The organism is Acinetobacter sp. RUH 2624 (assembly GCF_000162375.2).
Classification (GTDB): Bacteria; Pseudomonadota; Gammaproteobacteria; order Pseudomonadales; family Moraxellaceae; genus Acinetobacter; species Acinetobacter nosocomialis.
This window is the reverse complement of record NZ_KI391939.1, coordinates 1734099-1756067: the sequence shown is the minus strand read 5'-3', so window position 1 is coordinate 1756067 and position 21969 is coordinate 1734099. Positions and strand designations below refer to the sequence as shown.

The 21969-nt window shown below is 35.8% G+C and carries 22 protein-coding genes and 1 pseudogene; 15 read left to right on the top strand and 8 right to left on the bottom strand.

Annotated features, from left to right (window positions below; translation table 11 throughout):
- Positions 1–49: 49 nt before the first annotated feature.
- From HMPREF0014_RS14985 to HMPREF0014_RS14970, 4 genes are read left to right on the top strand one after another with little or no spacing between them, the layout of a single operon-like run.
- Entirely contained in the window at positions 50–1024 is a 975-nt protein-coding gene (locus tag HMPREF0014_RS14985) for a hypothetical protein (protein ID WP_009504970.1), read from the top strand.
- Complete coding sequence (locus HMPREF0014_RS14980) at positions 1012–1806, top strand: PIG-L family deacetylase (protein WP_004886329.1); 795 nt, start codon at positions 1012–1014, stop codon at positions 1804–1806. The genes HMPREF0014_RS14985 and HMPREF0014_RS14980 overlap by 13 nt, the downstream gene beginning before the upstream one ends.
- Positions 1781–2380: a class I SAM-dependent methyltransferase gene (locus HMPREF0014_RS14975; protein WP_004886331.1), complete on the top strand. Its 600-nt coding sequence runs from the start codon at positions 1781–1783 to the stop codon at positions 2378–2380. The genes HMPREF0014_RS14980 and HMPREF0014_RS14975 overlap by 26 nt, the downstream gene beginning before the upstream one ends.
- On the top strand, positions 2377–3021 hold the full coding sequence (locus HMPREF0014_RS14970; RefSeq protein ID WP_002049169.1) for a glycosyltransferase: 645 nt from the start codon (positions 2377–2379) through the stop codon (positions 3019–3021). The genes HMPREF0014_RS14975 and HMPREF0014_RS14970 overlap by 4 nt, the downstream gene beginning before the upstream one ends.
- Positions 3022–3219: 198 nt before the next feature.
- On the opposite strand, the gene HMPREF0014_RS25480 is transcribed toward HMPREF0014_RS14970, so the two are convergent.
- Positions 3220–4042 (bottom strand): IS5-like element ISAba27 family transposase gene (locus tag HMPREF0014_RS25480; RefSeq protein WP_076611894.1). Its coding sequence is split into 2 segments (ribosomal slippage): positions 3220–3660 and positions 3662–4042, totalling 822 coding nucleotides; the frame shifts between segments, so codons are not numbered across the junction.
- Between the two features lie 146 nt (positions 4043–4188).
- On the opposite strand from HMPREF0014_RS25480, the gene HMPREF0014_RS14955 reads away from it, so the two are divergent.
- Positions 4189–4551 carry a NirD/YgiW/YdeI family stress tolerance protein gene (locus HMPREF0014_RS14955; protein WP_004886333.1) on the top strand — a complete coding sequence of 121 codons (363 nt, stop codon included), beginning with the start codon at positions 4189–4191 and terminating at the stop codon, positions 4549–4551.
- Positions 4552–4713: 162 nt separating this feature from the next.
- Positions 4714–5184 (top strand): AnBLUF65 family BLUF photoreceptors, encoded by a 471-nt coding sequence (locus HMPREF0014_RS14950; protein ID WP_006580584.1) that lies wholly within the window; start codon positions 4714–4716, stop codon positions 5182–5184.
- Here the strand turns inward: HMPREF0014_RS14950 and HMPREF0014_RS25950 are convergent.
- Both HMPREF0014_RS25950 and HMPREF0014_RS14940 read right to left on the bottom strand, forming a co-directional pair.
- Positions 5181–5507 (bottom strand): hypothetical protein, encoded by a 327-nt coding sequence (locus tag HMPREF0014_RS25950; protein WP_004707954.1) that lies wholly within the window; start codon positions 5505–5507, stop codon positions 5181–5183. The two genes, HMPREF0014_RS14950 and HMPREF0014_RS25950, sit on opposite strands and share 4 nt — an antisense overlap.
- A gap of 713 nt (positions 5508–6220) precedes the next feature.
- Positions 6221–7372 (bottom strand): alpha/beta fold hydrolase, encoded by a 1152-nt coding sequence (locus tag HMPREF0014_RS14940; protein ID WP_006580583.1) that lies wholly within the window; start codon positions 7370–7372, stop codon positions 6221–6223.
- 362 nt (positions 7373–7734) lie between these two features.
- Between HMPREF0014_RS14940 and gltS the strand changes: the two genes are divergently transcribed.
- Together gltS and HMPREF0014_RS14930 are read left to right on the top strand one after the other, a co-directional pair.
- A complete protein-coding gene (gene gltS / locus HMPREF0014_RS14935) occupies positions 7735–8970 on the top strand; it encodes a sodium/glutamate symporter (protein ID WP_004886339.1) in 1236 nt (411 codons plus the stop codon).
- Between the two features lie 193 nt (positions 8971–9163).
- Positions 9164–10999 (top strand): monovalent cation:proton antiporter-2 (CPA2) family protein, encoded by a 1836-nt coding sequence (locus HMPREF0014_RS14930; protein WP_004707961.1) that lies wholly within the window; start codon positions 9164–9166, stop codon positions 10997–10999.
- A 140-nt stretch (positions 11000–11139) separates the two neighbouring features.
- Here HMPREF0014_RS14930 and HMPREF0014_RS14925 read toward each other — a convergent pair whose 3' ends face one another.
- From HMPREF0014_RS14925 to HMPREF0014_RS14915, 3 genes are all read right to left on the bottom strand, one after another.
- Positions 11140–11973, bottom strand: coding sequence for an SDR family oxidoreductase (locus HMPREF0014_RS14925; protein WP_004886341.1), 834 nt, complete (start codon positions 11971–11973; stop codon positions 11140–11142).
- A 46-nt stretch (positions 11974–12019) separates the two neighbouring features.
- Positions 12020–12406 carry a DoxX-like family protein gene (locus HMPREF0014_RS14920; RefSeq protein ID WP_006580582.1) on the bottom strand — a complete coding sequence of 129 codons (387 nt, stop codon included), beginning with the start codon at positions 12404–12406 and terminating at the stop codon, positions 12020–12022.
- Between the two features lie 208 nt (positions 12407–12614).
- Positions 12615–13253 (bottom strand): TetR/AcrR family transcriptional regulator, encoded by a 639-nt coding sequence (locus tag HMPREF0014_RS14915; RefSeq protein ID WP_004707965.1) that lies wholly within the window; start codon positions 13251–13253, stop codon positions 12615–12617.
- Between the two features lie 582 nt (positions 13254–13835).
- On the opposite strand from HMPREF0014_RS14915, the gene csuAB reads away from it, so the two are divergent.
- From csuAB to csuE, 6 genes are all read left to right on the top strand, one after another.
- Positions 13836–14372: a Csu fimbrial major subunit CsuAB gene (gene csuAB, locus HMPREF0014_RS14910; RefSeq protein WP_002049140.1), complete on the top strand. Its 537-nt coding sequence runs from the start codon at positions 13836–13838 to the stop codon at positions 14370–14372.
- 73 nt (positions 14373–14445) lie between these two features.
- Complete coding sequence (locus HMPREF0014_RS14905) at positions 14446–14994, top strand: spore coat protein U domain-containing protein (RefSeq protein ID WP_006580581.1); 549 nt, start codon at positions 14446–14448, stop codon at positions 14992–14994.
- A 4-nt stretch (positions 14995–14998) separates the two neighbouring features.
- On the top strand, positions 14999–15517 hold the full coding sequence (locus tag HMPREF0014_RS14900) for a spore coat U domain-containing protein (protein ID WP_004886348.1): 519 nt from the start codon (positions 14999–15001) through the stop codon (positions 15515–15517).
- Positions 15511–16344: a Csu fimbrial biogenesis chaperone CsuC gene (gene csuC, locus HMPREF0014_RS14895; protein ID WP_006580580.1), complete on the top strand. Its 834-nt coding sequence runs from the start codon at positions 15511–15513 to the stop codon at positions 16342–16344. The genes HMPREF0014_RS14900 and csuC overlap by 7 nt, the downstream gene beginning before the upstream one ends.
- Positions 16341–18830 carry a Csu fimbrial usher CsuD gene (gene csuD, locus HMPREF0014_RS14890; RefSeq protein ID WP_004886352.1) on the top strand — a complete coding sequence of 830 codons (2490 nt, stop codon included), beginning with the start codon at positions 16341–16343 and terminating at the stop codon, positions 18828–18830. Before csuC ends, csuD begins: the two co-directional genes overlap by 4 nt.
- Positions 18827–19846: a Csu fimbrial tip adhesin CsuE gene (gene csuE / locus HMPREF0014_RS14885; protein WP_004886355.1), complete on the top strand. Its 1020-nt coding sequence runs from the start codon at positions 18827–18829 to the stop codon at positions 19844–19846. The genes csuD and csuE overlap by 4 nt, the downstream gene beginning before the upstream one ends.
- Positions 19847–19922: 76 nt before the next feature.
- On the opposite strand, the gene HMPREF0014_RS26150 is transcribed toward csuE, so the two are convergent.
- Positions 19923–20156: a hypothetical protein gene (locus tag HMPREF0014_RS26150; protein WP_002049282.1), complete on the bottom strand. Its 234-nt coding sequence runs from the start codon at positions 20154–20156 to the stop codon at positions 19923–19925.
- Positions 20157–20516: 360 nt separating this feature from the next.
- Here HMPREF0014_RS26150 and HMPREF0014_RS14875 point away from each other — a divergent pair.
- Positions 20517–20939 (top strand): annotated as a pseudogene (locus HMPREF0014_RS14875) (DUF6670 family protein); the annotation flags it as partial.
- An 88-nt stretch (positions 20940–21027) separates the two neighbouring features.
- Here HMPREF0014_RS14875 and HMPREF0014_RS14870 read toward each other — a convergent pair.
- Positions 21028–21915, bottom strand: a complete 888-nt coding sequence (locus HMPREF0014_RS14870) for a LysR family transcriptional regulator (protein ID WP_006580578.1) — start codon at positions 21913–21915, stop codon at positions 21028–21030.
- Between the last annotated feature and the right edge of the window lie 54 nt (positions 21916–21969).

Sequence of the window (21969 nt, the reverse complement as noted above, 5' to 3'; positions counted from 1 at the left end):
ATTATTTGTAATGAATATTAAAATATCTATAAATATGAAAATCTTGAGTATGTTGAATGAATTCGAACATGCTGAAGCTGAAAACAAAAGTCAGCTACGCCAAGACTTGCTTCAAGAATTAGTAAGTTTAGCTAAAAATTTACCTTATCCAGCATCAGGTCAAATCTACCAAAGGTGGCAAATGTTCGCTCAAATTGCAGGGAGTGACTTAAGTCTAGCTAAATTATTTGAGTCACATTGTGATGCTTTAAGTATTTTAAAAGAACTGGGTTATCAAGCTGAAATAGATGAGCAAACGTGGGCGGTATGGGCAGCAGAGGGCGGGCCTGCACCTCTACAAGTCGAGAACAATCATTGTAGCGGTATCAAAACTTGGTGTTCTGGCGCTGAGTTTATTCACAAGGCTTTAATAAGCTATAAGGACAAGCAAGGCCAAGCACAGCTTTGTATTGTTGAATTAAGTGATTCTTCGGTTCATGTTGACCTAAATCATTGGCAAGCCGTTGGTATGCAAGGCACTCAAACAGCCCAAGTACATTTTGACAATACTCCCGTTACGGTTATAGGTCAGCCAAATCGCTATTTGGAGCGTCCCGGATTTTGGCATGGTGCGGCTGGTGTTGCCGCTTGTTGGTATGGTGCAGCGGTACGTTTAGTTAGCTTCCTACATGAAAGTTGCAAACTCAGCCCAAACGCATTTAAAAAAATGTATTTAGGGGAATTAGCTCAACAGCTTTCTGTAACAAAACAGTATTTTCAATATATTGCCAAGCTTATTGATGAAGAGCCTATGCTCAGTCATGAGCGAGAAATCCGTATATTGCGTGCTCAAACAGAACAATGCTGCCAGAGTGTTATTCAACTTGTTGGTAAAGCTTTAGGCGCACGTCCTTATTGTGAAGAAGCTATATTTTCACAGCTCATTGCTGATTTGCCTGTCTTTATTCGTCAGAGCCATGCGGCTTTTGATTATGAGTCTATTGCAGAGCTCTGTTTGCCGGAGAAAAGCTTATGGGAACTTTAACTCATCCCTTAGTCGAAGATCGTGTAATTTCAGGTGAAGGAACACCGAAGTTTAAGTGGCTAGAGGCATTTAAAACGCATCCTTTAGATGGACTGAATTTACAATTGTTGCGTTCGAAAAGAGTGGTGATTGTCGCTCCGCATCCTGATGACGAAGTGCTTGGCTGTGGTGGTTTAATGCAGCAGCTAGTCAAAGAAAATTGTCATCTTGTTATTGTAGCGGTCAGTAATGGCACGCAAAGCCATCCCCATTCAACAAAATACAGCCCAGACCAATTAAACGAATTACGTCCGCAAGAGACTTTTGCTGCTTTGAATAGTTTAGGTGTCTCAGATCATTCTGAACGAATTGCTTTAAACCTTACGGATGGTCAGATTCACTCACAGACTCATCTATTAAATCAAGCGCTCAGCCAAATCGTTCAACCTGAAGATATTTTAATTTGTAGTTATGCATTTGATGGGCATCCAGATCATGAGGCCGTCGGGAAAACAGTGCAGGCCTTTGCAAAAGTGCATCAATTAGTATGTGTGCATGTACTGATTTGGGCATGGCATTGGGCAGAGCCTTTAGACCCACGTATTGATTGGTCCAAAGCACAAGCTTATGCCTTAACTGAAAACCAATTAAATAAAAAAGTTCAAGCAGTTATGCAATTTAAAACACAAATTGAAGCCGATGAAAGTACAGGCAATTCCGCCGTTTTGTCTTCTAGTGCCATTAGCCGTCTTTTAATGCCTTATGAGGTATATCTGAGTGACTCATTCTCGTATGTATTTTGAGGAGTTGTATCGTAGTAATAATGATCCATGGGGCTATGATTATCACTGGTACGAAGCCCGTAAAAGACAAATCTGCCTTGCATTATTAACACGACCTCATTATGAAAAAGTTTTAGAAATTGGCTGTTCAAATGGGCATTTAAGCGTTTATTTAGCTCAGCGTGCTGCGAGTCTATTGTGTATAGATGTCTCTGAGCAGGCCGTTCAACTCGCATCCCAAAGGTTAGAAGCATTTGAACATGTGACTGTTGAAAATAGAAAAATACCTGAAGATTTTTATGAACAAAAATTTGACCTAATTGTGATTAGCGAAGTGGCGTATTACCTCACATGCGATGAGTTAGATGAGTTTATTGAAAAATTAAAGCAGGCCTTAAACCCGGAAGGGGAAATTTTGTGTTGCCATTGGCGACATGATATTCAGGATTTTGAATTGAATGCCAAGCAAGTACACCAAAGCTTTCAGCAATATTTTCCATTTCATCACTATTTAAGTCTAAATGATCCGGACTTTATGGTTGATATTTGGACTGTTAATTCTTCGTCAATAGCTCAGCGGGAACAATTACGATGAAAATAGGTGTTGTGATTCCAGCGCATAATGAAGAACAGCATTTGCCAGCCTGTTTGCAGTCAATTCAAGATGCGATAGAAAAAGTACCGGATGAACAGGTTGAGGTCATGGTTGTGCTTGATAGCTGTACAGACCAGTCGCGCTCAATTGTACAAAGTTATGGAGTAAGCTGGATTGAATGTAATTATGCGTGTGTTGGAAAGGCCCGAGACTTAGGTATTCGTCAAGTTATTCAAAATGGAGCAACTTGGCTTGCCTGTACCGATGCCGATAGTATCGTCAGTCCCGACTGGTTGCGTTGCCAAATTTTGCATCAGCCTACAGATGCAATTTGCGGTATTGTGACTTTAGATGACTTGAGCCGGTTATCTGTTATAAAACAAAAAAAGTATTTGTCACATTATCAAGACTGTATGGATCATCATCATATTCATGGTGCAAATTTAAGTTTTAGTGCTGCTGTTTATATGCAAGTTGGTGGTTTTGAACCAGTTCCTTGTCATGAAGATGTTTCCCTCATTAATAAATTGATAAGACAGTGTTGTAATATTACATGGAGCAATTTAGTTCGAGTAACCACCAGTAGTCGATTAGAAGGAAGGGCACCAGAAGGTTTATCTAAATTTTTAGAAAATCTTTAATTAATATTTTTTTCTTAAGTTTATTTTAATAATTAATATCTATTCTAGACTTATATCCTCTGTTATACGTTATTTTTTTGGTTCAGTAAGCTACATCTTTTTGCCACATCACCCGATGTGGTTTTTTTTATTTTAATGATTAAAAAAAGAGCCAGTCTAAAAGCTTCTCCAACAATAATAGACCTCTTGCGAAAGTCGTTATTGCAAGTTCATCCGATTTACCAGTGCAGCGATTAAGTTAATGCGTAAACCGAATCTTTTCCGTCTATTTCGATAGCGTTCACTTAATATTCTAAATGTTTTCAATTGACTATTAATATGTTCGATCACAACTCGTATTTTTCCAATCATTTTATTGTACTTTTTCTCAACATCAAATAAGGGTAAATTCTTCTTTTTCTTTATTGGCATCAATAATTTAAAGCCATCTTGCTCTAATCCGTAGTACCCTAAATCGGTCATAACATATTTACAATGTTTGAATTTTTTAACCGTTCTTCTTGCCAATTTAATGTCATGCTGACTGCCATTCGATATATCTAGCCCTATGATTTGTTTGCTGTTCGGATGATAGATCACTTGTGCTTTTAGCGTATGTTTCTTCTTTTTACCACTGTAGAACTTACTCTGATTTTTTTTTCGGACGTTCTATTGAACATTCTGTCGCATCAATAATGACCCAGTTAAACTGTTCGTCTGCTGTGGTAATGCTTCGTTTTGGCAGAGTAAACCGTCTTGATTTCATCAATGCATCTTCAACCTTTTTAATGGTTCGATTCACATTACTTTCAGCGATATGGTAATTTGCAGCCAACTCCAATTGAGTGCTGTAATTCCGTAAGTAATTGAGTGTTAATAATAATTGATCCTCTATAGCTAAAGTATGAGGACGCCCAGATTTCTTTTTAAGTGATTCTACTTCTTTTAAAACTTCGATCATTTCACTAAAAACTGGTCGAGGTACACCAACCAAGCGCTGGAATTCAGAATCTGAAAAACGATTTAATTTCTGATATCTCATGAAATTTAGATTGAGGTGGTTTTTACTTTCGCAAGAGGTCTAATATTGTACATCTGACATGATGACACAAAAAATCACAAAAGCTAAAACTCACATTTTTAAGAAATTGTTAGATAACTATGAATAAAAGAATAGGAGAAATTTTAATGAAAAAAATAGTGTTAACCACAATTAACAGTCTGGTTTTATTCGTTAGCAGTGCAACCTTTGCAAGAACTGATCCGGCTATACTCAATCAAGCCGCAAAAAATGTAGTCACTGTTTCAAAAGCAAAAACATTAGCTGATGAAACAGGTGTAACCCTCACTGGAACTATCGTAAAGCATATTGCTGGCGACCATTATGAGCTTAAAGACAAAACGGGTTCCATCGTGATTGATGTTGATGATGACTTAGCAAACGGTTGGCAATTAAAAGTGGGAGATAAAGTACGTATTGTAGGTGAAGTTGACACACATCGTATTAAGCCCACCGAAATTGAAGTTTTACAAATTGAACGTGTTAAATAATGTGGTTATAAATACCATGGCCCGAACTAGTTTCGGGCTTTTTTATTGAAATTCGGTAAGGTTACGATTTTTTATAATAATGAAATGTAAAGTATTTCTGTTAAAGGTGTGTTAAGTTGAAAATTCCATTAATAATGAAATTTTATATTTCACGGAAGTCTTATGAACGTTCGACTGTGTTATGCCAGCCAACGAAATGAAAATAATGAAGATTTGCTACAAGATTTGCGTGATATCCTAACAGAAGCTCGTGATTTCAATGATTTGAACGAGATTTGTGGAGTACTTTATTATGCCGATAATGCATTTTTTCAATGTTTAGAAGGCGAAAAAGAGGTAGTAGAAAGATTATTTGAGAAAATTCAAAAAGATCAAAGGCACCACAATGTTAAATGGTTATGCACATATTCCATTGAAGAAAACTCTTTTCAACGTTGGTCAATGAAATATGTGCAACGCAATACAAATATCGAGGCTTTCTTTCTCAAGATGGGAGAAAGTACTTTTAACCCAATTTTGCTTAATCAGCAAAATCTCAAATTTTTCTTAAATGAACTATTAATTGCAGAGCAAACTAAAGTTGATACGGTTAAGAAAGTTGGAATGGTTAATCGGGGAGTAAATCCATTCTAACTATTTGACGTTATACCGATATGGATGTGCTTGAGTTTAGGTACAATTTTAGTCATCACTAAATATACAATCAGTGAAACCGAAAGCATCCATATCACTTCTAAACTTTGACTAATCACGAACATTGCCCAGTAAAAAAAACTAAAAAGAGCAATACATAGTCCACTACCTTTATAGTACCACGTAATAAATATTCCAAAGAGTGCCGAAGAAATTAAGAGATTAGTCGTCTCATTCATTCCTAGGTAATTAAAAAAAATAATCATTAAGCATAGAGCTAACATTGATAGTAAATATACAAATATATTTTTTGCGATAAACATTTTCTATACCCTATCTGAAGATTATAAAAAGGTATCTTTCCTCTGTTTCCAGAGGAAAGATAGTACATATTAATTTTTTGAGATTCTTTTTCTATTATTAAGAGTTTTTATATTAATAAAGATGACTTTATCATTTTCTCCAGATCTCTTTATTAATATTCAGCTTTCTATTTAATAGTAAAGAGTGCTTATATGTACTGAAATTAATTATAGAAAAAACAATCATTTGTGTTGTAAGCTTTGGCTTACATGATTGTGAGATATTGCCTACAATTGTTCAAATAATATACATATTTTACAATGAATAATAAATTAAAATTATTTTATTTCAAATATTTGAGTAAAATCCCTGTTGAGTTGAGCTTTACACAAATAACAAAAAGTAACATCGACTTTAGGTAGATAATCTTAAAAGTCAAAAATATTATTTAAATAAAATGGATATGTTTTAATAAAAATTTAACGTTTGATAAAATTTTTTATTTTAAAAATGGTTTTGTGATAAATAAAATTTATGTTTTTATGACTAAATTAATATATTGGTTAACTATAAAGTGGCAATTTTTTATTATCTTTGTGTTTTATAAAATCGTACTTATAACGTGTGATAAGCAATTACATGCATATGGATTAATCAAATAAAAAGCTTTTGCATAGTTTGAATTTTAAGCAGCGTAGAACTGGCTACGCTGGCTTTCGTGCTTTTAAAAGTATTAGTCTGAACGGGTCGCTAACCAATTACTTATTTCAGGCCAAACAAAACTAGGAGCTTGGCTACCTGAAACCACCCCCATATGGCCGCCTGGTACGGTTTTGAATGTTTTATCTTTACTACCAATTAAGGTCATAAGGGGTTTAACGGCATCGGCGGTCACAATAATGTCTGTATCGCCACCCACGGCTAACACTGAACAATCAATATCTTTTAGATGAGCTGTAAGTTCGCCAAACTTAACGACACCTGTTGATAGCTCATTATCAATCCAGAAACGTAAAATAATATCACGCATAACGCCGCCTGGATAAGCCAGCATATTGTCTATAAATGAACTAGAGGTGGCGTGGTCAACAATAAATTCTCGGTTATCAAGATTTTTTAAAAGCTGCCAATAGGTTTTTAAATTGCCAATTGGGTCCGTTAATTTAAAACCGAGTGTGTTTTGCCAACCATGAATATGAAACACTTCACTTGGTACATGTTGGCGAATACGAAAAGGGGTGTGCTTACGAACCCACTGTGCAGGTTTGGTCAAGCTTCCATAAAGTTTACCCATATAACCCGCTTTATGGGTGTCGATAGGTGAAGCAAGAATAATCAAATTTTTAATATCTTTATCTTTAAATAACGCGGTATAGCAGAGTGAAAGAGCACCACCTAAACTCCAGCCATGTAAAGAGAGCTGTTGTTGTCCACTATATATACGAACCTGTTTTAACATTTCAGGCATAAAGACTTTTATATAGGTGCCAAAATTGTATTTTGCCTGATGTCGGGTTGGTACACCCCAGTCGATTAAATAGACATCAAAACCTTGAGCTAAAAAGTAACGTATAAGGCTGCGTGTAGGGAACAAATCGTAAATAAGCATGTTGACTGCTAATGGTGGAACGATGACTAACGGTACGCGGTGTTTAGCTATAGGAGCTTCAGCCTCATTTTTATAGTGACGTAAACTCATAATTTCATGCTTATAAATCACATCAAAAGGTGTTTTTCCTGACAAGGCAATTTGAGGGCCTCTAAAAAACAGATCTGATGCATTGGTCAGCATGTGAGGTATTTTCTGACCAGCACGCTTTTTAAGTGACGTTTTAATCGACTTCACTTGTGGAACATTCTGTCGAACTTTAAGCAATAAACTCATTGAATATAAAACCTGTAAATATTTTGCCCAGAGCAAATAACGAGCTGGTCTTCGAGGAATATTAACGGGAATAGCAGATGAGTTCAGTGACTTAAAAGACAGGATTTTCTGTTTAAGGTATCAAACCCTAAATATCTTTAAATTTTGAATTATTTTGTTTAAGTATTTGATATTAATAGTTAAATAAGAATTTATGAACAATTGTGTATAAAATATTTAAAAATTTAAGCTATTTTTAAGAATAGTAAAAAATGTATTGCTAGGGTAATTTTGTAAAGTTTATTTGTGTTTTTTTTACATATGAAAAAATAAAATATAATTATTTTACAATCGATTAGAAATGTAATTAGAAAGTAGTATATATGGAATTTGTTTTTAATGGTTTTTATACACTAATTTCGGCGGTCATCGTTTTATTGTTGGGCCGCTTTCTTGTTAATCGGATTGATTTTTTAAAACGTTACAATATCCCTGAACCTGTAGCCGGTGGTTTGGTTGCTGCGGTAGTTTCTTTGCTTGTCCACAGTTTATGGGGGTACAGCATTGTTTTTAGTAGTGAATTACAAACCAGCTTTATGCTCGTGTTCTTTGCTTCAATTGGTTTAAGTGCCAATTTTATGAAGCTTAAAGAAGGTGGTAGTGCTTTAGTCATCTTCTTAATTTGTGTAGCCTCATTTATTGTTGTGCAAAATGCTGTTGGTATGAGCCTTGCGACATTATTGGGTCTAGACCCACTTATTGGTTTAATTGCAGGTTCAATTACTTTAACTGGTGGTCATGGTACAGCAGGTGCGTGGGGTGAAATCTTAGAAAGTCAGCATGGCATTCAAGGTGCTTTAGCCCTAGGTATGGCGAGTGCGACTTTTGGTTTGATTATTGGCGGTGTGATTGGTGGCCCTTTAGCCAAATTACTTATTAACCGTTATAGTCTTGCTCAACCAAAAACTAATGCGGAAATTCACCATCGCGATACGCATCTTGAACAAAATTCAGATGATCTCGCGCCGTTTGAAAACCCGCATCAAGTTCGTTTAATTACTGCCGATAATGCAATTACCACACTTGGTATGTTTGCAGCGTGTTTAGCGTTTGCTGAATTTATGACGGGCTTTAGTAAGGGAACATGGTTTGAGTTACCAACTTTCGTTTGGGCACTTGGTGGCGGTGTAATCTTAAGAAATATTTTAGAAAGCGTATTGAAAATTGATATTTTCGACCGCGCGATTGATGTGTTTGGTAATGCATCTTTATCACTTTATTTAGCAATGGCATTGCTTTCATTAAAGCTTTGGCAACTTGCCGACCTAGCTGGCCCGCTTGTAGTTATTTTAGGTGCTCAAACACTCACCATGGCTTTATATGCTGCATTTGTGACTTTCCGCGTCATGGGGAAAAACTACGATGCGGCAGTATTAGCAGCAGGTCACTGTGGTTTCGGGATGGGGGCTACACCAACTGCCGTTGCAAATATGCAAGCCATTACCAATATGTATGGTCCATCGCATAAGGCGTTTTTGATTGTTCCACTTTGTGGCGCATTCTTTGTCGACTTGATTAATGCGACGGTCATTCAGCTCATGTTGAAATTTATTGCTTAAATTTAAAAAAGCCCGTTAGGGCTTTTTTTATGGGTGTTTGTTTATGAATATTTCTTTCCCTGTATAGGCTCAATTTTTATTTCCCGATGATTTAAGCCATTTTATTTTTAGGATGCTTTTTCTCAAAACTAGTAATCGCCCTTACACCAAGTTTCACATAGAATAAATTGCAGATAAATAAAATGAGAAATGTATGAGCTCAGAAGCACATTCAATAAGCTTAGTTGCTCCAGTAGTGTTATTGGCAGCTGCTGTCATTGCAGTCCCTATTTTTAAACGCATTGGTTTGGGTTCAGTATTAGGTTATTTAATCGCAGGACTGATTATTGGCCCATTTGGTTTTGCATTTTTTCAAGATTCCACAGCAATTTTACATATTGCCGAGTTGGGAATAGTGATGTACCTCTTTGTGATTGGTTTGGAAATGCAACCATCACATTTGTGGAGCCTTAGACGTGAAATTTTTGGTCTTGGTACGCTGCAGATCATTATTTGTGCGTTAGCTTTGACTGGCGTAGGGCTATTGTTTGGTTTCACATGGCAAGTCGCTTTTATTGGCGCGGCAGGGTTTGTATTAACCTCGACTGCAATTGTGATGCAGTTATTGGGCGATCGGGGTGACTTGACTCAACCACGTGGGCAAAAAATTGTAGCCATCTTACTTTTTGAAGATTTATTAATTGTGCCACTACTGGCTATTGTTGCTTTTATGGCACCAAATCATGTAGTCGAAAGCACATCTGTACGCCTGGAAAACATTGGAATTGGTTTACTGGCAATTGCAGGTCTCATTGCGGCAGGCTATTGGTTACTTAATCCGTTATTTAGACTCTTGGCTGCTGCTAAAGCGCGAGAAGTCATGACGGCCGCAGCTTTACTGGTTGTGTTGGGTGCGGCGTTGCTCATGCAAGTCAGTGGTTTGACTATGGCAATGGGAGCTTTCTTGGCGGGTGTACTTTTATCTGAATCAACGTTTAGACATCAAATTGAAGCCGATATTGAACCATTCCGAGGAATTTTACTGGGTCTCTTTTTCCTTGGTGTTGGCATGTCACTGGACTTATCAGTGGTTGCTCAAAACTGGCAACTCATTGTAAGTGGCGTAGTGGCCCTGATGTTTGTTAAGGCGCTCATGATTTATATTGTCGCTCGAGTAACCAAAAGTCCTCATACAGAAGCATTAGATCGCGCTTTACTGATGGCTCAAGGGGGAGAGTTTGCGTTTGTACTTTTCTCTGCTGCATTAAGTGCCCAAGTTATTGATAGTACTGTCAAATCTAACTTAACTGCGATTGTTGTACTTTCAATGGTGTTGACTCCAATTGTCGGTATTATTTTTAAACGATTTACTCAAGCTAAAGCAAAGGTTTCATTGGAAGACATCAATATTGCTGATGGACTAAGCGGTAGTGTTTTAATGATTGGCTTCGGGCGCTTTGGGCAGGTCACCAGTCAATTACTGTTGGCAAGAGGCGTAGATGTCACCATTATTGATAATAATACCGACATGATTCGAAACGCTGAAAAGTTTGGTTTTAAAATTTATTATGGGGATGGCTGTCGCCTAGATATTTTACATGCTTCCGGTGCTGCAACAGCACAGGCGATTGTGGTGTGTGTAGATAGTAAGGAAACGACTAATCGAATTGTTGAATTGGTTACTCACGAATTTCCTTTGGCAAAATTATTAGTCCGTTCATATGACCGTGAGCATTCACTGCATTTAGTCAAACAAAAAGTAGACTTTATGATCCGTGAAACGTTTGAATCTGCGATTAAGTTTGGTGGAGTGATTTTACAAGAACTTGGTGTAGATGAAGACGAAGTAGAAAGAATTACCGAGGAAATACGCGATCTTGATAATGAACGCTTTGAGACTGAAATCGCAGCAGATGACGTAAATGCAGGAGTAGGTATGCAATATACCCATACTTATCATCCAAGACCAACTGCACCATTGATTCGACCAAAGCGGGAAGGACGTATTCTAAATAAAGATAATGCCTCAGAAAATGAGGGAACTGATTAGTTATAACGCTCAGTAATGGCTTTAAAAGAACTTTTACTGAGCTTTTCTATAGGAGGAAGTATCTAACAACGAACTCCCTCCATTTACCAATTAAACCGTCTTACTTTAGTAAGTTAAATGGCTAATCATATTAAGTTAACCTAGAGATGCTCTAAGGCTGTGCCTTTAACAGGATTTCTGCGCCAGTAGTAAGGTTGTAAAAATCTAAGGAAAAGTTTCCAAGGTGTTATCCATACGATACGACGGTTAGCTTTTTTATTTTGAATAATTTGTTTTGCTAAATACGCACAAACAACTTCAGGTGGGTCAATTACAAAGAAGAATAAGCGTTTCATCTTTTTCCAGTTTTGTATATTGCCATGGGTCCAAGATGAAACTAACAAGTCGGTTGCTACCATACCCGGGCTGAGAGTACCAGTTAAGATAGGAGTCGACTTAGTCTCTTTATAAAGCGCTTTACTAAAATAACTTACCGCCCGTTTAGTTGTCGCGTAGGCAGTCATTCCAGCACTCCATTCGCCATTGCTTCCCCAACCTTCCATGTTAAAGATTTGGCCATAACCTTGTTTGAGCATGCCTTTTAGAGCCACTTGCGAGCCGAGCATTGTGCCTAAAATATTAGTCGATATGGTCGTTTTCAATTCATCTGGTTGAAGGTCAATGAACTCTTTTGTAGGGTGACAGCTACCTGCATTATTAATCCATACATTGATTTGCCCAAAATGCTGAATTGCTCGATCCCACAGTGTTTGTACATCAGCAATTTGTGTCACATTGCAGCATAAACCAATAAATTTCTCTTTATTGAAATGAGTTTCTAAATAGGATAGGGCATGGTTAAGATGCTCAACATTTCGTCCCGCTATTACAACGGAACAACCAAGATCTAAAAAAGCATGGGCAAGTGCTAAACCAATACCCTTTGTACTTCCAGTGATGACTACACAACCAGCTTCACAGTTAGATAAACTCATTGAAATCTCTATAAATTTTTAAAACTCAAAGCTATTGAGCAATTTTTCATAAATGAGCGGTTTGCTCTTTTAATAAAAGCAGATAAATAATCGATAAACTTATCATCGAAATATTCATTACGATAGGGTTATAAGGTGAAATAAGTGTAGAGGGTATTAAAAAACCAATTAACAGCAGTAAATCCAATAATCCTAAAATACTTAAATAATGAATATATTTGTGAGGAGAAAAAAGAAATAATAAACCAAAAATCACTTCAGCTATACCACTGCCACGACCTGCAAGTTTTGCATAATCAAAAGAAAGTCCTATCATTTGCCAGACAAAAATTTCATCAGAGTTAATAAAAATGATTTTAGGAACGACGCCTTGATAAATCCATAAGAAAGCGAGTACAAAGTTTATAAATTTTAATGCTTTAGCATTACCCATTGAGACTCTCTAAAAGTTCAAAATTCTATTTTCATCATAGTAACTATTATGTTTCGATTTAAATTTTTCTTCAATAAAAATGAAATTTGGTTTGTTTTTTTAATCATTTTTTGATTGTTATTTTTTAAGAATATTATTGTATAGAATACGACTAATCTATTTATGTTTTTTATTAAAACATAGGAGAAGTGCTCCTATGTTTCTAAATTTATGGTTCACTCACTAATCTTGATATATTTTTTAAAATTATATTTCTTAGAAATTCTTTATAATATTCATCTGTGTTTTTATTTGAATGTTGAACTAAATATCCATTAAGTTGGGTAATTATAATAATAGCTCTTTCTTTATATTCTTCTGAAGATATTTCACTATGAATGGGAAGTATAATTTTATATATCAGTTCGAAATTATACTTTTGTATCATTGACAAAAAATCGTAAACATAGGGGAGATGGTCTGAAATAGAAAACACCTCTTTAAATGTATGAGTAATGATCGGTTGTTCTATTTCATACATTATATTGGTGATAATATTCATAAACCGATGTAAAGGAGGTTCATTCACATTTAAATTAATTAAAATTTCAATCCGCTGTATGTAGTCACAAATTAATTTATTAAGTAAAGCTTTTAATAAAAGATCTTTGTTTTTAAAATAATGCTGTAGGGTACTTAAACTAATATTAGATTGTGTGGCAACTCCTCTCATACTAAAACCAGAATAACCTTTCGTAAGAAAAACTATTTCAGCATTTTTTAAGATTTGCTTTATTCTTTCTTGCCCTTTTAGTGTAGTAAAGGACTTCTTTATTTGTATAGTATCAAAGGTATCAATTTTGATCATTATCCAGCCTGTAAGTACTATTTAAAAAAGGCATTCTAAACCATGAAATTAGAAAAATATAAATAAAATATTTAAATTCTATTAAACTAAATATAGGTCATATGACCTATATTTTTATAATTTAGGTCAGGCGACCCAATCTAAAATTAAAAAATAGGTCGAGCGACTTAATTCCTTTTCTTTAGAAATAGTTTAAATAGGTCATTTGACCTATTTAAATAAGAATAAATAGTGTTCAATTTTACATAGTCTATAAATGGTTGTATTTGAATAAATATTGACTAATTTTTATTTAAAGAGTGATATTTGTTTTTTTTGATTTTTAGTCATTTTTATAAAGTAGGGGTGGGTATTTAATCTTGTTTTTTAATGGTCTTTAGAAAAAGAATTTTAAATAAGTAAACATAGTCTTTTTGTAATGTATGTATACAAGTTAAATAATTGTTATTAAATTGTGAAAAGAATCACACAATAGTAAAAGATAGTTTGTTTTATATATAAAACAAATTAGCCGTATTTTATTTATCAAGTTTGATTCATTTTGTTCTACAAATCTAATCATTATATATGTAGGTTATGAATATGAAAAACATTCAGAAATCACTTCTTGCAGCATTAATAGTTGCTGGTTATGCGGTAAATACTCAAGCAGCTGTTACTGGACAGGTTGACGTTAAATTAAATATCTCGACAGGCTGTACTGTAGGTGGTAGTCAAACTGAAGGAAATATGAACAAGTTTGGTACTTTAGATTTTGGTAAAACTTCCGGTACTTGGAACAACGTATTAACGGCTGAAGTTGCTTCAGCTGCAACAGGTGGCAATATTTCTGTAACTTGTGACGGCACAGATCCTGTTGATTTTACAGTCGCAATTGATGGTGGTGAACGTACAGACCGTACTTTAAAAAATACTGCTTCTGCTGATGTAGTTGCATATAACGTTTACCGTGATGCTGCACGTACAAACCTCTATGTTGTGAACCAACCACAACAGTTCACTACAGTGAGTGGACAAGCTACAGCGGTGCCAATTTTCGGTGCAATTGCACCAAATACAGGTACAGCAAAAGCACAAGGTGATTATAAAGATACTCTATTAGTCACTGTAAATTTCTAAATATAAAAAGAAATAATTAATTGAGTGACAGGTTTACTCAGAGACGAGTGAACCTGTTTTAAATGGAGGGAAGATGATATTCAATCGCGGTTCAGTATTTATATTTTCATATTTTTTAATTACTTCATTAAATGCGGGTGAAATTGGAGCTAAATTAACGAGTCAAATTGAATTATTACCTTCTTGTTCTATCAATAATAAAATTGTAGAAAATAATACAGCAAATTTAAATTTTGGATCTTTAGATTTTGGAGAAGCTACAACTGCTTTTAATGGGGTGTTGGAAGCAAGTTTAATAAATAACGGAAATTCCGGCTTACAAATACAATGTGCTGGTATTTCAACTGTAAAAATAATATTTGGATCTGGAAATAATGATAGTAAAGTTCCTGTTTCATTCTCACAAAATTATTATCATGCATTAAGTAATGGTAAAGATTTTATCGCTTATAATTTGCTCTATGGTTTAAATAAACAAGTCATTAGAGCAAATGATGTTTTTATACTTAATGATATGAATACTAAAAAGAATATCGATATTTTTTGTCAAGCTGTACATGATGGTAGTGGTATATCTAAGGGTGAATATAAAGATATAGTACCAATTACAATTGAGTTTTAAGAAAATGAAATTTTTTTATTTTAAGGCAATATTGTTGCTATCTATGAGTCAACTTATATATGCAGCTGATCCTCAATTAAATTCGAGTTTTAAAGTTCAAGCTAAAATTGAAAATGGTTGTTCGATAGATAATATCGAACAAAAGATTGATTTTGGTCAATACTCGGCTTTATCAAAAGATAAAGTGGTTGCTAGTATTATAAATAGTAAAAGTTCTTGGAATATACGCTGTACAGAAAGTTTACCTGTAAGTATTTCTATAGATGGTGGTGAAAATCTACAAAATAATATAAGGCGAATGAGAAATAGCTCATCTTCTAATTATCTACCTTATAAATTATATAATTCGAGTAGTTTGGCTAGTGAATATGTAATTGGTAATAAATATTTATTGCCTGCTACAACACCTACAAACCGTCTAGCAAATTTTGAAATATATGGTGTCGTTGATTTAGAAAATAATAATGAATCACATGCGGCTGGAATTTATAAAGATACTGTTTCAATAATGATTACATGGTGATTTGTATGAACAATTCTGCATTTATTAAAAATGGCATTTTAAAATCTTTTTTATTTGCAAGTACATTATCACTTGTTACACCTGTGATGGCACAAGCAACTTTTCTAATTTGGTCAATTTATCCAAAAATAGAAGCCAATGAAAAAGCAACCGCGGTTTGGCTCCAAAATACCGGCAAGACCGATGCGATGGTGCAAATTCGGGTGTTTAAATGGAGCCAAAATGGTTTAAAAGATGACTATAGCGAGCAATCAGAAATTATACCAAGCCCACCTGTAGCTAAAATTAAAGCAGGCGAGAAGCATATGCTTCGTTTAACCAAAAGTTCCAATTTGCCAGATGGTAAAGAGCAGTCATATCGTTTGATTGTAGATGAGTTACCGATTCGCCTTTCTGATGGAAATGAACAAGATGCTTCTAAAGTAAGTTTCCAAATGCGTTATTCAATTCCGTTGTTTGCCTATGGAAAAGGTATAGGCAGTGGCTTAACTGAAGAGAGCCAAAAAGCGAATGCAAAAAATCCTTTAGCCAAACCTGTTTTACAGTGGTCAGTCCGCAACAATGACAAAGGCCAGTCTGAGCTATATTTAAAAAATAATGGACAGAAATTTGCTCGTCTTTCTGCGCTTAAAACATCAAAAACTGGTCATGATATTTCTTTAGGAAAAGCTGCTTTCGGCTATGTGTTATCGAATAGTACTGTGAAGTTTGCCATTGATAAGTCGACTGCAAATGAGTTGTCAAAAACCTCTAAAATTTACGGTGTTGATAGCTCTGGCATAAAACAAGAGTTGATTGAAATCAGCAAAATGGAGGATCCAACATGATCCTTCGGCATAATAATTTATGCAAAAGTATTTTGCTAATTTTGTTGTCGGGTGGTTGCTTAAATATTGCTCTCGCTGGAGATTTACCTCCACCACCAAAAAATATTAATGAGATTAATCAACTTTTTAAATTGTATCTGGATTTAGTCGTAAATCAATATTCAATTCAGCAAGTCGTACCTGTTATTGTTAAAAATGATGAGTATTTTATACAAAAGAAGAAGTTGATTGATGAGTTGGAAATTCAAATCCCTCAAGAGTTATTGGCCAACAACCAGACTACTTTAACCAATCAAGATGTTTTAACTTTAGGATTTAGTGGCGATGCGAGTGACTGGATATCTTTAGATAAATTAAAAGATGTGAGCTATGAGTATCAATCATCAAATCAATATTTTAAGCTTAATTTTCCACCCGCTTGGATGCCGACCCAAGTTTTAGGTAAAGACTCATGGTATAAGCCTGTCGTTGCTCAGTCGGGTATAGGGCTGCTCAATAACTATGATTTTTATACTTATAGACCACATCAGGGTGGTTCAACCAGCAGTTTATTTACAGAGCAGCGCTTTTTCTCACCGCTCGGTGTAATTAAAAATTCTGGGGTCTATGTTAAAAATCAATTTAAAAATGAAGGTAATGCCGAGTCTTTAGACAATGACGGCTATCGTCGTTATGACACCTCTTGGCAATTCGATAATCAAAAGAACGCTACATCTTTTGTGCTTGGTGACATTATTACGGGTAGTAAAACGACTTGGGGAAGTTCTGTTCGTCTGGGCGGTTTTCAGGTACAAAGAAACTATTCAACCCGACCAGATTTAATTACCTATCCATTACCGCAGTTTATTGGGCAAGCCGCGTTACCCAGCACAGTCGATTTAATTATTAACGGGCAAAAGACCAGCTCAACAGAAGTACAGTCTGGGCCGTTTATTTTAAATAATGTTCCTTTTATTAACGGTAAAGGGGAAGCCGTAGTGGTCACGACCGATGCAGTCGGACGTCAGGTCACAACAGCAGTCCCGTTTTATATTTCTAATACTTTGCTAAAGCCTGGCTTATTTGACTACTCATTGTCTTTAGGGAAAATCCGTGAAGACTACGGACTTAAGAATTTTTCTTATGGAAAATTTGCAAGTGCAGCCGATGCCCGTTATGGGGTAAATGACTGGTTTACGGTAGAAGGGCGTACCGAGCTTTCTTCAGACTTACAGTTATTGGGTGCAGGTTCGGTACTCAAACTTGCAAACTTAGGTGTACTGAGTGCTTCTTTTAGCCAAAGTAAAGCCGATAAATCTATGTCTGAAGATCGGACGAAAGACTTGGAAGGGAAACAATATACGGTTGGGTACAGCTATAACCGTAATCGGTTTGGTTTTAGTATTAACCATAACCAGCGTGATGATGAATATACCGACCTTTCACGGCTGCAATATAGCAACTTAATTTCGGTTAATAGCAATAAAAGCCTAACCGCTAATACTTACTTTGCCACTAAAAACTCAGGCACCTTTGGTGTTGGTTATATCAATACTAAAGCAAATGACTTTAAAAACCGCTTCTTAAACTTGTCATGGGCACCTGTTTTACCGACTTATATGAATGGTGTGACTGTTTCTTTAAGTGCTAACCGTGATTTTATCGAAAAAGAGTGGAGTGCCGCATTTCAACTTTCGATACCACTGTTCCAACGAAACGCAACTGTAAACTCGGGTTATGCATTTAATAAACAAGGCGATACCGGCTACATTAACTTTAACCGTTCTGTGCCATCCGAAGGTGGTTTCGGTGTTGATTTAACCCGACGTTATAATGAAAATAGTGAAGATTTAAATCAGGCACGAGTCAATTACCGCAACGGTTATATCAATACCGACTTTGGTATGTCTGGAAACCATGACTATAACTATTGGTTTGGTCTATCCGGATCTCTCATTTATATGGCAGGAGAAGTATTTGCTTCAAACCGTTTAGGCGATTCTTTTGCATTGATTGATACCAACCAAGTACCGGATGTTTTGGTCAGATACGAAAACAGCCTAGTTGGTCGTAGCAATAAAAAAGGCCACATTTTTGTGCCATCCGTTACGCCTTACTATTCGGGTAAATACACCGTCGACCCAATCGACTTACCTTCAAACTTTACAATCACACAAGTTGAACAGCGTATTGCTGCCAAACGCGGTTCTGGCGTTGTGATTAAGTTCCCAGTTCATCAGTCTATTGCTGCTAACGTTTATTTAACTCAAGCAGACGGCAAACCGATGCCTGTAGGTTCTGTCGTGCATAGAGCTGACCAAGAGTCGTCTTATGTGGGAATGGATGGCATTGTCTATTTAGAAAATTTAAAACCGAACAATACCGTAACTGTTCAACGTTCGGATCAGAGTATTTGTAAGGCAGTTTTTTCTGTAGATGTAGAGCAAGCCAAGCAACAAATTGTGGTGGTTAAGCCTGTTACGTGTCATGAGGTATCTTTACCATGAATATAAAAACAAAAAAATTACTTAGCCATTTATGTATATTTTCTGGACTAATGCTAGCTGGAAATTTGGCTCATGCTGCATGTAATGTGAGTGCTTCTGGTTCATCTTCTATTTCGGTTCCGTCTATCTATTTAACAGAAAACGGTGAAAACTCTTCACAGTTTAATTCAGGTTTGTCATGCACGGGTTTTAGCTTGGCTTTGGCGAACATGACCTACCTAAAATATCGGGTTGAGCAAATGTCGAATTCATTTACAAATGCTCAAACCGGAGAAAAGCTCAATGCTGTTATTTTAGACAGTAACAATGAAATCATAAGCTTAGGCCAAGAAAAAGACATGAGTAGCTTTACGCTGGTCAATCTTTTTAGCGGGCCTGATGGCAATTTACCTTTCTACATACGGCTTCCGGCTGGGCAAAGTGTATCACCTGGTGTATATCAGGCTGATTCACCTTTAAAAGTAAAATGGTTTTATTCGGTACCGGGTGTTGCTATTGCTGGCATCGGGATCTTTTTTGAAAGCCCGGGGTTTAAACGTGGGGTATTAGGTATTGGTTTTAACTGGGGAACTGGCGCGGACTCCCTTGGTTCACTCTCAATTACTGTACTTCCAGACTGCCGAATTTTAGCTCAAGACGTAAACTTTGGTACGGCGGCGTTTGCTTCCAAGCTTGAACCTGTTCAGTCGTCTATGGGAATACGTTGCTCGGTAAATACACCATATTATGTCAGTTTAAATAATGGACTTTCCCCTCAAAACGGTAACCAGCGTGCCATGAAGTCACAAACGGGAAATACGTATTTAAAATACGATATTTTTAAAAATTCATCGAATGACCGATGGGGCAGTGGTAACGAACGTTGGTCGAGTTTAAACGCAACGGTTAATCCGGGCGTGCATAACGGAGTAACCCAGCAGAGTTATGTGTTTACCACAAAAATTGTTGATGAAAATGCAGACACTGTACCAGCGGGAACTTATCAAGATACGGTTACGGTACAAGTCGAGTTTTAAAAGTTGTGTTATATGAAAGATAAAAGCTCAGTTCATGGGCTTTTTGTCTTTAAATCAAGTCATTAGTTTTAAAAATTTACTCAAGCTCTAATTGGTCATCATCTTTAGTAATTTTAATCTTTATCTTTTTATATTTCCGTTTATTTGGATCGAGCGCCGAGTTCATTACTTCATCCGCAAAAGGTGGGCACTGCATCAGTTTGGCATAAGCTCTATAGCCGATGCGTATACGAGTAGGTGGGCAATCGGTTCTTTTTGAATAGTATTCAATGAGAGAGTTCAGTTCTTGTAATAAAGTTTGCTGGTCCATCATACATACTTAACAATTAGATAACTCAAGCATAATAGACTTAAGCGCTTAGTGGAATATGTATTTAAAATATCCAATTTGCTTAATTTGTGATCTAGTTCTCTAAAAACACTATTTTGTGTATCAAGTTTGTTTTTATATATAAGGTTGGTGTTTTTTTAACCGAATTGTCATAATGAAAAGCTAAGTTAAGCCTATAACAAGAAAAGATGAAGATTGTTGCGAACAATAAAAGCAAGAAGCAATTTTCAAGTAAAGCTGGTCTGTTGTAATTAAGCTAATTCGAAAGAATTGGCTTTTTTGTTTTAATACATTCTATTTAAAGAGTTTTTTTGGAAATATTATTTTTAATAAAAATTGCTAGTTGAGAATATACAAGTTCCCGTGAAAGTTTTTAGTTATCAAGTCATCAATATTGATCATGAACAGCAGTTATTGCTGGCTTTTATTTGCTATGAAGATCAGCCGATTATGACTTCTGTTTACTACCGCCATATAGATGGAACGTCAATTCAATACAACGGAGATATACTTTTTGAAGTAACCAGCCTTCAAGAAGAACCACTGATTACACCTGATAATTTTTCAATGAATGTACCAAATACTTTTCGCTGGGCTGCTTATCACAATAATCAAAAAGTTTTAGATATTTCAGCTCAAGTCGACACTCCATATTGTTTTGGATTGGCTGCTGGTTTTGTTTCTTCCTATGCGTGGCAAGGTGAATTCTATGATCAGCCATTAGTGGGAAGGGGGTATCTCGAATATATAGATCGCCGATAAATTTTATTATTTAAGAAAGTAAGGTGAACACTGCATAATTAAATGCAGTGTTGGTACTTCATGGGTATTTTAGATTTCAGAACTTTCTTTATATTTCACTCAACGTATCTTTAACAATTTTAAAGGCTGGAGACATTAACCGACGACTTGTATAGAACAAATAAAAAGGCGGTAAGGTGACTGCGTGTTGTTCCAATAAACTGACCAACTTTTTATCTTCTAAAGCTGGTTTAACTAAAAAATATGGCAAATAAGCTATAGCACAACCATCGAGTACAGCATCAAACATTTCATCTAAACTGGTCATAACCAGTTGAACAGGACCTCTAAAAAATACACTTTTATTTTTATCTTTAAATTCCCACGCCATTAGAGAGTTATCGGTTAAAAGACGTATATAGATGCCTTTGTGTTTTTTAAGGTCATCTATAGATTTCGGTGTTCCATACTTGTCTAAATATTCAGGTGAGGCAACTAAGCGAAAAGGAATTTCTTTACTAATCGGAACTGCAATTAAATCTTTTTCGACCAAGTTTCCGACACGTACTCCGGCGTCATATCCTTCTTTTGCTATATCAATTCGTCTGTTTTCAGAAGTCAGTTCCAAAGATATATCGGGATACTGTTTTACAAGCTTTTTAAGCTTTGGCCATAAATAATATTTAATGGTAAATGCATCGGCAGAAATACGTACATGGCCACTGGGTAGGTCTTTCATAGAGCTAATTTGTTCTACGCCTAAGTCAATATTTTCAATGTTTTGACCGACGAGCTCAATAAGGCGCGAGCCTGCTTCTGTAAGGGTGAGGCTACGGGTAGAACGGTTTAATAATTTTATACCTAACTGTGCTTCAAGATTATTAATACTTTGGCTTACAGCAGATTGGGTAACGCCCATATATGCGGCGGCTTTTGTAAAATTTTTAGTTTTTACTACTTCAGAAAATGTTTTTAAATCATTCAGATTAATTTTCATGATTCATAAGTTTTGCTAATAGCTACGATCGAATTATAGCATCTAATCACGCTA

Bases quoted from the DNA above. Each gene is read 5' to 3' on its own strand.
- HMPREF0014_RS14985 (WP_009504970.1), top strand. From the start codon at position 50: ATGTTGAATGAATTCGAACATGCTGAAGCTGAAAACAAAAGTCAGCTA.
- HMPREF0014_RS14980 (WP_004886329.1), top strand. From the start codon at position 1,012: ATGGGAACTTTAACTCATCCCTTAGTCGAAGATCGTGTAATTTCAGGT.
- HMPREF0014_RS14970 (WP_002049169.1), top strand. From the start codon at position 2,377: ATGAAAATAGGTGTTGTGATTCCAGCGCATAATGAAGAACAGCATTTG.
- HMPREF0014_RS14955 (WP_004886333.1), top strand. From the start codon at position 4,189: ATGAAAAAAATAGTGTTAACCACAATTAACAGTCTGGTTTTATTCGTT.
- HMPREF0014_RS14950 (WP_006580584.1), top strand. From the start codon at position 4,714: ATGAACGTTCGACTGTGTTATGCCAGCCAACGAAATGAAAATAATGAA.
- HMPREF0014_RS25950 (WP_004707954.1), bottom strand. From the start codon at position 5,507: ATGTTTATCGCAAAAAATATATTTGTATATTTACTATCAATGTTAGCT.
- HMPREF0014_RS14940 (WP_006580583.1), bottom strand. From the start codon at position 7,372: ATGAGTTTATTGCTTAAAGTTCGACAGAATGTTCCACAAGTGAAGTCG.
- gltS (WP_004886339.1), top strand. From the start codon at position 7,735: ATGGAATTTGTTTTTAATGGTTTTTATACACTAATTTCGGCGGTCATC.
- HMPREF0014_RS14930 (WP_004707961.1), top strand. From the start codon at position 9,164: ATGAGCTCAGAAGCACATTCAATAAGCTTAGTTGCTCCAGTAGTGTTA.
- HMPREF0014_RS14925 (WP_004886341.1), bottom strand. From the start codon at position 11,973: ATGAGTTTATCTAACTGTGAAGCTGGTTGTGTAGTCATCACTGGAAGT.
- HMPREF0014_RS14920 (WP_006580582.1), bottom strand. From the start codon at position 12,406: ATGGGTAATGCTAAAGCATTAAAATTTATAAACTTTGTACTCGCTTTC.
- HMPREF0014_RS14915 (WP_004707965.1), bottom strand. From the start codon at position 13,253: ATGATCAAAATTGATACCTTTGATACTATACAAATAAAGAAGTCCTTT.
- csuAB (WP_002049140.1), top strand. From the start codon at position 13,836: ATGAAAAACATTCAGAAATCACTTCTTGCAGCATTAATAGTTGCTGGT.
- HMPREF0014_RS14905 (WP_006580581.1), top strand. From the start codon at position 14,446: ATGATATTCAATCGCGGTTCAGTATTTATATTTTCATATTTTTTAATT.
- HMPREF0014_RS14900 (WP_004886348.1), top strand. From the start codon at position 14,999: ATGAAATTTTTTTATTTTAAGGCAATATTGTTGCTATCTATGAGTCAA.
- csuC (WP_006580580.1), top strand. From the start codon at position 15,511: ATGGTGATTTGTATGAACAATTCTGCATTTATTAAAAATGGCATTTTA.
- csuD (WP_004886352.1), top strand. From the start codon at position 16,341: ATGATCCTTCGGCATAATAATTTATGCAAAAGTATTTTGCTAATTTTG.
- csuE (WP_004886355.1), top strand. From the start codon at position 18,827: ATGAATATAAAAACAAAAAAATTACTTAGCCATTTATGTATATTTTCT.
- HMPREF0014_RS26150 (WP_002049282.1), bottom strand. From the start codon at position 20,156: ATGGACCAGCAAACTTTATTACAAGAACTGAACTCTCTCATTGAATAC.
- HMPREF0014_RS14870 (WP_006580578.1), bottom strand. From the start codon at position 21,915: ATGAAAATTAATCTGAATGATTTAAAAACATTTTCTGAAGTAGTAAAA.